The sequence below is a fragment of the Leuconostoc sp. LN180020 genome (assembly GCF_014844115.1).
Taxonomy (GTDB): domain Bacteria; phylum Bacillota; class Bacilli; order Lactobacillales; family Lactobacillaceae; genus Leuconostoc; species Leuconostoc citreum.
Window position 1 is genome coordinate 405031 of record NZ_CP039736.1, and the last position, 12085, is coordinate 417115.

General features: G+C 38.9%; 11 protein-coding genes and 2 tRNA genes. 3 read left to right on the top strand and 10 right to left on the bottom strand.

What is annotated here, in order from left to right; all coding sequences use genetic code 11:
• Positions 1–10: 10 nt before the first annotated feature.
• Entirely contained in the window at positions 11–2131 is a 2121-nt protein-coding gene (locus FAZ25_RS02125; protein WP_040189783.1) for an AAA family ATPase, read from the bottom strand.
• Between the two features lie 72 nt (positions 2132–2203).
• Positions 2204–2440 (bottom strand): hypothetical protein, encoded by a 237-nt coding sequence (locus FAZ25_RS02130; protein WP_036058316.1) that lies wholly within the window; start codon positions 2438–2440, stop codon positions 2204–2206.
• A 253-nt stretch (positions 2441–2693) separates the two neighbouring features.
• On the opposite strand from FAZ25_RS02130, the gene rlmD reads away from it, so the two are divergent.
• A complete protein-coding gene (gene rlmD / locus FAZ25_RS02135; protein WP_146972568.1) occupies positions 2694–4190 on the top strand; it encodes a 23S rRNA (uracil(1939)-C(5))-methyltransferase RlmD in 1497 nt (498 codons plus the stop codon).
• A gap of 153 nt (positions 4191–4343) precedes the next feature.
• On the opposite strand, the gene FAZ25_RS02140 is transcribed toward rlmD, so the two are convergent.
• The 5 genes from FAZ25_RS02140 to mutY form a co-directional block, all read right to left on the bottom strand.
• Positions 4344–4416, bottom strand: a tRNA-Thr gene (locus FAZ25_RS02140).
• A 64-nt stretch (positions 4417–4480) separates the two neighbouring features.
• A tRNA-Leu gene (locus tag FAZ25_RS02145) sits at positions 4481–4562 on the bottom strand.
• Between the two features lie 63 nt (positions 4563–4625).
• On the bottom strand, positions 4626–4997 hold the full coding sequence (locus FAZ25_RS02150) for a DUF6508 domain-containing protein (protein WP_004904458.1): 372 nt from the start codon (positions 4995–4997) through the stop codon (positions 4626–4628).
• 48 nt (positions 4998–5045) lie between these two features.
• Positions 5046–6149 carry an AI-2E family transporter gene (locus FAZ25_RS02155; protein ID WP_004899530.1) on the bottom strand — a complete coding sequence of 368 codons (1104 nt, stop codon included), beginning with the start codon at positions 6147–6149 and terminating at the stop codon, positions 5046–5048.
• On the bottom strand, positions 6149–7171 hold the full coding sequence (gene mutY / locus FAZ25_RS02160; protein WP_048801831.1) for an A/G-specific adenine glycosylase: 1023 nt from the start codon (positions 7169–7171) through the stop codon (positions 6149–6151). The genes FAZ25_RS02155 and mutY overlap by 1 nt, the downstream gene beginning before the upstream one ends.
• Before the next feature lie 126 nt (positions 7172–7297).
• Between mutY and FAZ25_RS02165 the strand changes: the two genes are divergently transcribed.
• Positions 7298–7441 (top strand): hypothetical protein, encoded by a 144-nt coding sequence (locus FAZ25_RS02165; RefSeq protein WP_004899533.1) that lies wholly within the window; start codon positions 7298–7300, stop codon positions 7439–7441.
• Positions 7442–7532: 91 nt separating this feature from the next.
• Positions 7533–8924, top strand: a complete 1392-nt coding sequence (locus tag FAZ25_RS02170) for an MDR family MFS transporter (RefSeq protein WP_192269767.1) — start codon at positions 7533–7535, stop codon at positions 8922–8924.
• Between the two features lie 37 nt (positions 8925–8961).
• On the opposite strand, the gene rlmH is transcribed toward FAZ25_RS02170, so the two are convergent.
• From rlmH to yycI, 3 genes are all read right to left on the bottom strand, one after another.
• Positions 8962–9441 carry a 23S rRNA (pseudouridine(1915)-N(3))-methyltransferase RlmH gene (rlmH, locus tag FAZ25_RS02175; protein WP_004899536.1) on the bottom strand — a complete coding sequence of 160 codons (480 nt, stop codon included), beginning with the start codon at positions 9439–9441 and terminating at the stop codon, positions 8962–8964.
• A gap of 652 nt (positions 9442–10093) precedes the next feature.
• The gene (locus FAZ25_RS02180) at positions 10094–11233 is read right to left on the bottom strand and encodes a S1C family serine protease (protein WP_040189781.1); all 1140 of its coding nucleotides are present in this window, start codon (positions 11231–11233) and stop codon (positions 10094–10096) included.
• Between the two features lie 64 nt (positions 11234–11297).
• Complete coding sequence (gene yycI, locus FAZ25_RS02185) at positions 11298–12077, bottom strand: two-component system regulatory protein YycI (RefSeq protein ID WP_004899539.1); 780 nt, start codon at positions 12075–12077, stop codon at positions 11298–11300.
• Positions 12078–12085: the final 8 nt, after the last annotated feature.

Sequence of the window (12085 nt, forward strand, 5' to 3'; positions counted from 1 at the left end):
GCTTAATTAATTACTTATCAATCACTGCCGAAATAACTACTTTACCATCAACTAGATCGGCACTCAAATGCTTCTCACCAGGATTATCGAGGTAGAAGTCAGTTACTTGATCACGAATTTGTTGTTCGATAACACGGCGTAATGGTCGTGCGCCCATCGCTTCATCATAACCAGCTTCAATCAAATGATTTTTAACTGCTTCTGAGACCTGCAATGTCAATTCCTTTTTGGCTAACGTTTGATTTACATCATCCAACATCAAATCAACAATTTGCTTCAAATCATCTTTAGTCAAAGCTGAGAACTCAATGACACCGTTAAAACGATTTAAGAATTCAGGACGGAAGTAAGGTGCCAAACGCGACATCAAATCACCTTCACGCTTGTCTGAAAAACCGGCATTTGATGTTGCGATAATGACTGTGTTCTTAAAGTTGACAACATTTCCTTGACCATCAGTCAAGCGGCCATCGTCCATCACTTGTAATAGCAAAGTCAATACCTGCGGATTAGCTTTTTCAATTTCATCTAATAACACGATTGAATATGGGTTACGACGAACTTTTTCTGTCAGTGTGTTGCTATTATCATCATAACCAATGTAACCTGCTGTTGTACCAATTAACTTAGAAACAGCTGTTAAATCAGAATATTCTGACATGTCCAATCGGATAATATTTTCTTTCGAACCAAACATATCTAATGCTAACTGCTTAGCTAACTCTGTCTTTCCAACACCTGTTGGTCCCACAAATAAGAAACTACCAATTGGACGATTTCCTTCATCAAATCCAGCACGGTTTCGACGAATAGCACGTGCAACCATGTTGACCGCTTCATCTTGACCGATAACTTTACCAGCTAAACGCTGACCGATTGTCTTTAAGCGCTCAATATCAGAAGCGCCCATTTGCGATACAGGAATACCAGTCAAGCGTTCAACGGATTCCGCCACATCATTTGTTGTTGCCACAACCTTTGTGGCTTCATCAGCGCCAGCAATTTTCTTTTCCAACTCTGCAATACGATTCTTTTGGTTTAAGGCTGCTTCAAAGTCCTCTTCTGCTACAGCCTTGTCTTGCTTTGCTTTGGCTTCACTTAATGCTTTTTCCAGACTGACCTTGTCAGTCACAGGATTCTTAGCACTTAAATGTGCGGCTGTCATGTCTAACAGGTCAATTGCCTTATCTGGTAATGAACGTTGTGGAATATATTGTACAGAATAATCTACAGCCGCCTTTAAGACTTCTTCAGGGAGTGATACATGATGATGCTTCTCATATAAAGCAGCAATTCCCTTCAAAATCTCTAGCGTGTCTTTTGCAGATGGCGCATTAACGGTTACTTCATTGAAGCGGCGTGCCAATGCTGCATTCTTCATGATGGTATTACGATACTCGTCTTGCGTCGTTGCACCAATTAATGAAATTTCACCACGGCTCAATGCTGGCTTGATAATATCTGCTAATCCTTTACCACCATCTTCACCACCTGTTGAGCCGGCACCTAGAATTTGATGAATTTCATCGAAGAATAAGATAACGTTTCCAGCTGCCTTAACTTCTTTCATCAAATTTTGAATATTTTCTTCAAAGGCACCTCGGAATTGCGTACCAGCCTCTAAACTTGAAATATCAATTGAATAAATTTCCTTGTCTTTAATCGCTGCTGGCACATCACCATTAACAATTGCCTGGGCTAAGCCTTCAACAACGGCTGTTTTTCCAACACCAGCATCTCCAACCAAAACAGGATTATTCTTTGTACGGCGGCCCAATATTTCTGCCGTTTCTTGAATTTCTTTGTTACGACCAATGACTGGGTCAAGCAATCCATCGCGTGCTTCCTGAGTCAAATTACGTCCTAGCTTTGCCAACATACCTTCTTGCTTAGGTTGACCTGATTGTTGGGCAGTCATTCGACCATTCCCAGAAACTTGCCCTTGTTGACCACCTTGTGGTAACTGACCACTCTGACGATACTGGGCAAATTGCTCAGGTGTGACTTCTTGACCGTTGATAAGATAACGTCTGTTTTCACTATTATAGCCATTCATGTTGCCCATCATGTTGTTAAAAATGTCATTCATATCTGATCCAAATGGATCGTTAAAAAAGTTATTATTTGCCATGTGTTAAAATCCCCTTTTTACATGTGCTCATCAGTTATCACTCATCCCTTAAAATATGATAAACATAACTGATTACTTGTGCTGATCGGAGTCAAAATACAATCGTTCGAGATCACGAAGAACCTCCCACATTGCTTTGTGTTGCGCTTTTGCTAAGGCATCTAAGTCTCTCACATTTAAACTCGTTGCATCCGATTGCGTCTTGTTAAACGACTTGTGAATCGTTGTATAGCCGTAACCAGAATCTTTCGCTACTCTATAAATTGTTAGCGAATTATCATCCAAATACGCCTTAATATCAAATCTCATCATCGTTTACTCCAACTTAATGTTTGTCCGCGGACACGAACGTGACTGCGGTTGATAAAGTTTATGCTTCTTGTCATTTTTCCACATCTCCTTTACAACAATAATTATACCACATCAGTGTTATAACACAAGTGTAAAACACTCACATTTGTAAACTATTTTAAATTCACATAGCTGTTATACTAGTTAGATAACAACGTCACCATGGCATTGCAATGCAGAAAGGATTGTGCTTTTGATTAGCACACAAAATATGACAGAAAATAAAAAACAAAAAAAAGGTTATCCATCTAAATCAAAATCTCAACCAGGCCAAAAGACCTATTATGGCAAGCATTTTGATCCACGTAAACAACATGGTCAGCAGCGCGCTTCAACTGATGGCGTTGCTGTTCGTATTGGACAGAATTTTCCATTAACAATCAAACGTTTGGGCATTAACGGTGAGGGCATTGGTTACTTTAAGCGTAAGATTGTCTTTGTTCCCGGCGTTTTACCCGATGAAGTCGCTGTTGTCAAAGTAACAGACGTCCAGCCAAAATATATTGCTGCCAAGGTCTTGAAAATTCGTGAAAAATCACCCAATCGTGTGAAACCATTAGATACATTCGCTGATGAAGTTGGTGGTTTTGAACTTGAGCACATGACTTACTCTGCGCAATTAGCCTTTAAAAAAGATGTTATTGCGCAATCACTAGAAAAATTCCAACCAAAAGGCTGGTCAGACTATGACCTACGTGACACGATTGGCATGGCTAACCCTTATGAATATCGCAATAAGGCGCAGTTCCCCGTTCGCAAAATTGATGATGTACTTAGTGTTGGCATGTACAAGCGTGGTAGTCATGAACTAGTTGATTTACCCATTGTCCATACACAATCACCAGCGACAATGAAAGTGTTACGCACCGTACGTGATCTATTAGATAAATTGTCAGTATCTATTTATAATGAAGATAAGAATCGTGGTACAGTTAAAACAATTGTCGCCCGTGTGTCACACACCACAGGTGACGTACAATTAACATTCGTCACAAATACCGATGGTTTCCCTGGTGATGTCGCACTTATTGCAGCAATTAACCAAGCATTACCAGAAGTTAATGGTATTTTCCAAAACTTCAACCCCGGTCGTACGAGCCTTGTCTGGGGTGAAGAGACTATTAAGTTATGGGGCAAAGATTATATTAAAGAAACGGTGATGGGTAAGACATTCCAACTATCACCGCGTGCATTCATGCAGTTAAACCACACGCAAATGACCGTTGTCTATAATGAGGCACTGTCGGCACTTAATTTAACACATGCCGATAAGCTCGTCGATGCATATGCTGGTGTTGGTACAATTGGTCTCAGCCTTGCTGATAAAGCTGGCGAAGTCCGTGGCATGGAAGTCATTCCTGAAGCTGTTGACGACGCTAATATCAATGCTAAAATTAATCATATCTCAAATGCTAAGTATGAAGTTGGCACTGCTGAAGTACTCTTTCCAAAATGGCAAGCCGAAGGTTGGTTAGCTGACGCGTTGGTGGTTGATCCACCGCGTACTGGCTTAGATACCGCGTTACGACGTGAAATTATTCGGACAAAACCAGAGAAATTTGTTTATATTTCATGTAACGCATCAACGCTGGCACGCGATTTAGTTGATTTAACCAAAGCATACAAGGTTGATTACATTCAAAGTATTGACATGTTTCCACAAACTGCGCGTTGGGAAGGCGTTGTCAAGTTAACACGTCGTGATTAACAAAAAAACCAAACTGTCATACAGTTTGGTTTTTTTAATGGTTATTTGTCGCTGCTTTCATTTAGCTGATAACATAGAAACTTTCATAATATTGTAAAGCACACTAGACTACAAAATAAAAAGCACTAATCTTAGATTAGTGCTTTTCGATTATGCCGACTAGCGGATTCGAACCGTTGACCCCCTCATTACTAGTGAGATGCTCTACCAACTGAGCTAAGTCGGCAACTCCAAGTACTCAAGTATGCCTATACCATACCAGATACCCCAGAGAATACACAATTCTCTTATACGGGTGACAGGAATCGAACCTGCACGCCTTGCGGCACTGGAACCTAAATCCAGCGCGTCTGCCAGTTCCGCCACACCCGCATGCTATTGCTAACACAACTATATTAGTTTACTTGAAAATAAAGCATTCGTCAAGAGTTTATTTCAATTTTGTTTTAAACGATACGCATGAACCAGTAAATCCAACATGATACCATTTTCAATTAATGCTTGCCACATACCAGGTGTATATTTTTCACCACGAATGATTGCTGACATAATGGCGCTTATCAGGCGATAATCATCTGAATTTTTTATGATTTCAGTTATCTCTGACTCTGGTAATCCTGAATAATAATGATGTTGATGTAACGAACGGTCAAAATTCCTATCATACTCCGCGGATTGATAATAATCTTGTGCTAAGGACAGGATTATAGTTGGGTAAGTGGGATATTCGGTTGCACCCCATGGTATTGTTTGCCCTTTAGCCTTTTGAAGTACCGTAATATATTTTTCAAAATCAAATGTTTTCACTGTTCTATTTTCTCTTTTCAACTTTTTAGACAGTTCTATACTAACACTTTACTTACTTTTTGTCAGAGAAAACAACTCAAAACCAAACTTCACAATAACCCTGAGTACCGCGTACACTGGCACGATTAATATCATACCAACAATGCCCCACAAATTACCCGCAACCATTAATAAAAATACAATCGTTAGCGGATGAATAGCTAATGATTTACCAATTACATTCGGATAAATGAAGTTACCATCTAATTGCTGCACTACGGTCATCACAATCAAAACAAAAATAACTTGTTTCCATGACTGTGTACTTGCGACGATCAAAGATGGTACGACACCAATCCATGGGCCAATATAAGGCACAATATTTGTAATCCCTGCAATAACTCCTAACAACCAAGCATAGGGCTGCCCAATAATGAAATAACCAATCGTCATTGATAAACCAACAAAGCCCATTTCAATCGCTTGACCAGAAATATATTTTTCGATGGTGCGATCCATTTTTGCCATTAATTCTGATATTTTTTCGGCATGACGTGCCGGAAACATTTTTTTAATCGCTGGCACAAAACGTTCACTATCACTAAGCATGTAAAACAAAACGACCGGAATGGTAATTAAGTTGATTGTAAACGACGTCACTGTTGTTACAACAGTGCCCAAGGTACCTGCTGTAATGGTCAGAAAAGATGCGGCATACTTGCCAACAGCATTTTTAACTTCAGACACATTAATTGATAAATTAAGATTCTCAAACCAGTGACTATTCATGGTTTTAGTTGCAAATTGTTGCATATCTTGTGCAAAACTTGGTAAGGAATCAGCCAAATTGGTAATTTCACGAATCAACGTGGGTACTAAGACCACCAACGCACCAGCAATAACCGATAAGAAGAAAATGAATGTTACCACTACCGCTAATTGGTGTGGTATTTTTTTGCCACGAATTTGAATACGCTTAATCAGAGTTAAAAGTGGTTTCAGGACATAGTACAAAAAGCCTGCCACAACTAGTGGTACAAAGACTGTTGAAATAAATACTTTGATGGGACGCATCAAAAAGTCAAACCCCAATAATAGGTAAACTAAAATCGAGAGCGCAAGTAGTTCAATGGTCCAGAAAAAAAGATGTTTGAGTTTAGTATTAGGAAACATTAGCGTAATTCCTCCAAAGCGGCAAGTAGTTTGTGTTGTACAGTTGGTAGAGAAAGCGCCTGCCACTGTGTTGATGACAAATATTGTTGTGTTGATGTCGCTGTGACATCCTGTTTCACCAACCAGATTTCCCATCGGCGATGCGTAAAGACGTGGACAATCGGCTTAATATTGAGCTGTTGCCCTTTGATGTCGTCAATACTAGTAATTTCAGTTAAGGGAAAAGTCCAAAAACCCGATAATAGCCCTTTTTCAGGTCGTTTCTCGAATAATAATTTGCCATCTTTTTCAGAAATAGTGGCCATAAATAACTGTTTTACCGGTTTTTGCTTTTTTGTTTTAACCGGAAAGTCTAATTCGACGCCATCTCGATATGCGGCATTAAACTGACGTACAGGTGAATTGATACTATCTGGATTCTTAGCTGTCATATAGCTAGAACCCAAATCCATGATTGCTTGATTAAAGTCGCCAGGCCGTTGGGGGTCAACAATAGGTAGAATCGCATCATAAAATATTTTACGTGATTTTGTTTGCGCAATGTCTGCGTCAATTTTTAATAATCGACTAAAAACACGGTAAGCATTACCATCAACGGCTGGTACCACTTCATTAAAACTAATCGAGGCAATGGCAGCTGAGGTATACGGACCAACACCAGGTAGCTCCTGTAAATCATCTGCACTTTCCGGCCAATTACCATGTAACTCATCAACAACAAAACGGGCTGCTTTCTGCAAATTGCGTGCTCTAGAATAGTATCCTAAGCCCTCCCACAACTTTAACACTTGTTCTTCCGGGGCACGCGCTAAATCCTGTACAGTCGGTAGATGTTGCATAAATCGTTCATAGTAAGGTAAGACCGTATCAACCTGTGTTTGCTGCAACATAATCTCTGATACCAAAACACGGTAAGGTTCATGATTTAAGCGCCAAGGCAAGTTGGCACGGCCTTCTTGATCATACCAAGTTAATAACGTGTGACGAAAATCTCTAATTGTTTCTTCAGACCATAATTCCATATATCTATTGTACCTTATCTTTGTGAATTTTTATCACCGCAAATCAATGAGAGTCTTGATTTTTCCAGTTTTATACCGTATAATAATATCTTGTATGTAAAACATTTTAAAAAAGGAGTACCCATCATGGCATTAAAGAAGCCGCTTAATTCATTCGCCCGTGCTCGTAAGGTCGGACACAACTCAGCCAAGAAGCAACGTCAAACTGCTATCGCAAAGTTGCAACAATGGGCAAAAGGTAAGTCAGAAGAATTACCTGCAACAAAGTAATTTTTATCTTTTACCGTTGAAAACCAGTATTTTACTGGTTTTTTTGTTTATTTTCATATCACTATACTATCAATGAAAGGCAGGTATGCTATTGAATATTTCAAAAAAACAACGTTCTATCCTCATTATTCTTGTTATCGGCATATTTTTAGGCTTTCTCAACCAAACACTAATGAATGTGGCTTTACCTAATATCATGACCGAATTTCACATTGGCCCAAGCCAAGGGCAGTGGGTAACAAATGGTTATATGCTAGTTAATGGTGTGATGGTGCCGCTCACCGCTTTTTTAATCCAAAGACTCACCACTAGAAAACTATATTTAACTGCTGTTGGTTTATTTGCGTTAGGCACGCTAATTGCTGGATTTGCTAATAGTTTTGCTGTGTTAGTCACTGGTAGAATGGTACAAGCCATCGGTGCCGGTGTGTTTGGTCCGCTAATGAATGTCGTGGTTATGAACCTCTATGAATCAGATAAACGTGGTCAAGCCATGGGGATGATTGGCTTAGCACTTAACTTTGCGCCGGCCATTGGACCAACATTGTCGGGTCTGATTATCACGCAACTATCTTGGCGTTTTCTATTTTTAATTGTCGCCCCTTTTATTATTGCAGACTTTATATTAGCTTTCTACCTTCTAAAAAATATTGGCAACACTAAGCGGCTCAAATTTGATTTTCTTGGCGTAGTACTATCAAGTATTGGTTTGGGTAGTTTACTTTACGGTTTTTCAAATGCTGGTGCAACTGCTTGGTCAGATTTCACTGTATGGGGATTTGTAGTTATCGGCTTAATTGTCACAGCTTTGTTTATCTGGCGTCAAATAACAAATAAAACGCCACTACTCAACATGGCTGTCCTAACGTATAGGCAGTTCGTTGTTGCTATGCTTATTAATGTTGTCTTAATGATTGCCATGTACGGCGGCGCACTGATGTTACCATTGTATATTCAAAATGTACGTCACTATTCAGCATTAATTTCTGGTTTAATATTACTGCCGGGCGCACTAATTACCGCCCTTTTATCGCCTCTCAGCGGTCGTCTATATGATAAATATGGTCCACGCTACCTCACACTCACAGGTATCTTACTCACTACTGTAGGTACGTTTAGTTTGTCTACGGTCACTTTAAACACACCAATCTGGTTAGTCGTAGTGAGTCAATTAATTAGACAATTAGGCTTGGTCATCGTTTTGATGCCTATTCAGACTGAGGCATTCAATGCTTTGCCATTATCGCTGATGCCTGATGGTTCTGCTATGTTTACTACTGTTCGGCAACTGGCAGCTTCTTTTGGAACAGCTGCACTAGTCACTGTCATGACACAAGTCGTTGTCTATGCGGGCAAAGCACATCCAACCCATACGACATTAAATCAACTACAAGGCATTCAAGTTACTTTTTTGTTTGCAAGTGTATTGATGATTATTGCTGCTGCTATGACAACACTGTTAAAACAAAAAACAACGATTTAAAAAAGCAAACTAACGTTTGCTTTTTTATTTTAGGTCATTATTTATGATAAGGCGAGCCTTGTTGAATCATAAAAGCGCGATAAATTTGTTCAATCAGCACTAAACGCATTAGTTGGTGTGGCAAGGTCAACAGTCCAAAGCTAATCGCCATGTCTGCTCGCTGCTTAATACGTTCATCCAAACCAAGCGAACCCCCAATGATAAATGTAATGGTTGAATAACCAGACAGTGTGATATCCGACATTTTTTTAGAAAATGTCTCTGACGGTAACTGTTTGCCCTCAATTGCTAATACAATAACGTAATCACGTGATCCAATTTTATCCGCAATACGTTCCCCTTCTTTAGCCATAATTTGTTGATTTTGTGCTTGACTAGCATGCTCTGGCGTTTTTTCGTCAGGCACTTCAATCAATTCAACTTTAGCAAATCTGGCTATCCTTTTACTATATTCTGCAATCCCATCTTTTAAATAGTGCTCTTTTAATTTACCTACTGTAATTAATTTAATATTCATAATTTCTCCGCATTTTTCATTTTCTTAAGTAATTTAATAGTTAAGCAAACATTTGTATCAGACCCTGATTCTAAAGATGTCCACACGAACAACAACATCAAAAAGGTGACATAAGCCAATTATATCAATTACCCCGCTGTTCGCATAATTTTTTATCCACAAGCGCACCGTTTTTTTACTAAAAGTGTGGATAACGTTATCAACGCTATATGTATGCGATTTGATAAAACAGTTGCCTCAAAAAAGATAGTTATCCACAGTTTTCCACTTTTTTATCCACAACTGTGGATAAGCACATTTGTTCCCTTGACAATACCTTTACGTCAATCAGAAATCGTTAGGTATTTATACCGTAACAGACAATAAATTCTCATTTCACTATCACTTTAACAAAAAAACCGTATAATCTATCGGCAGACATGATTGTCAAGATTTTTTAAACAAAAAATACTTCTTTTGTATAACGTAGCCTGAATTTTAGAAAAATTTATAATTTTTAGCCTTTTATCCACACAGTAATATGAGTTATTCACATTTTATCGACTTTTTAACCGATTTATCAACATTTTCAGCACAGTTTTCAACATTTTCAGAAAATACATACTTCATTTCTTTTGTCAACTAAAGGTAAAGAAAAAGCTAACGCGTAACGTTAGCTTTCAAGTTTTTGTGTTAGTTTCACTTTAACTGTCTTTTTATCATTTTGATGATAGAATGTGATATCAATTGTATCGTTTAGATTGTGTTTATAAAGTTCTTCTCTCAAGTCAGCCTGCCCAGATAATTTTTTACCATCAATAGCTGTGATAACATCATATTTCTTTAGACCCGCACGATCAGCTGGGCCATTAGGCGTGGTACTCATCACCACAACACCGCCAGTAACAGCATCAGGTATTTTGAGCAATGACTTCTGATCATCAACTGTTACGGCAGAAAGTTCAACTAAGCCAATGCCAATAGCTGGTCGCGTAACCTTGCCATCTTTCACTAATTTGTTGACAATATCAACCACTTGATCAGAAGGAATAGCAAACCCCATGCCTTCAACGCTCGTACCTGAGGCTGAAGATGATAGTTTCATCGAATTGATACCGACAACCTGGCCAGCAAAATTAACTAAAGGACCACCCGAATTTCCTGGGTTAATAGCCGCATCTGTTTGAATAACTGTAGAGCCACCATAATTTTGGCCGTTCTCAGAACTAGCATCAACTAATCTTTTCTTCGCCGAAATGATGCCTTCTGTTACTGATGAAGCATACTGGGATCCCAGCGGTGACCCGATTGCTAAGACCTTTTGCCCCACTTGAATTTGACTAGAATCACCAAAGGCAGCTGTGGTTGTGACATTAGCAGGATCAATTTTGAGTACCGCCAAATCAGTCATGGCATCTTTACCAACCAACGTCGCTTCAACTTTTTTACCATCATGCAACATTACCTGTATTTTTGCTGCGCCGTGTATCACGTGATTATTTGTAACAATATAGGCAGCATCATTGGCCTTTTTATAAATAACGCCGGATCCTTCCGAAGATTCGGAAAATGAATTTTTTCCTGTTTGTGAAAAATTCAACACAGAAACAACCGCATCTGAAATCTTGTTGTACGCAGTTGTTGCCGTAGCGTTAGTTGGTATAGCTGCAGTCTTCTCTGCTTTTGTATTTACTTTTTGCGTTTTCGTCTGGATATCAGATAATTCGCGCTGGCCGTACAAAATTGCACCACCACCAATAACACCAGCTATCGCACCAGTTAATACAATTTTTGCTAAGGATTGTTGTGTCATACTAGTCACCCACTCTTTACTTTAAAATCATTATACTTTGGCCAAATTAACATTATATTAAAGTTCATTCAGACAAATTGTCACCTGTGAACGCATTAATCTTCAAAATAGCATGACGATTTTGCCGTTTCACCTCAAATACCCAAACAGGCAAATAAATATCATACCCATTAACAGATAACGTCTTGTCGTAACCTAAATATCCAGTTGATAAGCGATCACCACGATCAATTTCATTATACCGGTATAATGAAACAATCGCATCTTCTTCAGTCAATGTGGCCCGATCATCACGCAAATCCTGAATATTAGTGAGTTGCCGTTTTATGACAGTATCTGGCTTCCCGTCTTTCCCATATCGAAATGTCATTGTCCCAGCACTATTCATAACGGGTAAATCATTGATTCGTTGAGAATAAATTTTAGTTTCGTCAGGCTGTGCTGCACTGAGTATAGCGTTATAATGATAGCCAGAATCATCAGCCACTGCTTTAATTTGTTTAGTGATGGCCTCGTAATCATCGCGATGTATCTCATCATCAGGTTTGAAACGAGCAATCAGTTCATCCCAATTACCACCATTTTTATCCCATGTCAGCGTGCTTGGTAGTTTCCCAATCTCATTTTTATGCGCTTTTTGAACAGCAATATAGCTATTATATTGTACTGAACGGCTAAATGTTGGTAACACAATGTTTTGTTTCTTCATTTCAGCAATAATATCAGCATTGGCATCAGCCACCTGCTCGTTAGTTGTCTGCCCGGCACGCCACCAATTAAACAGAAAAATATCCAATAAAACAAATAAAACTAACATTAATATTTTAATTCGTTTGAATTGCATATTTCCTC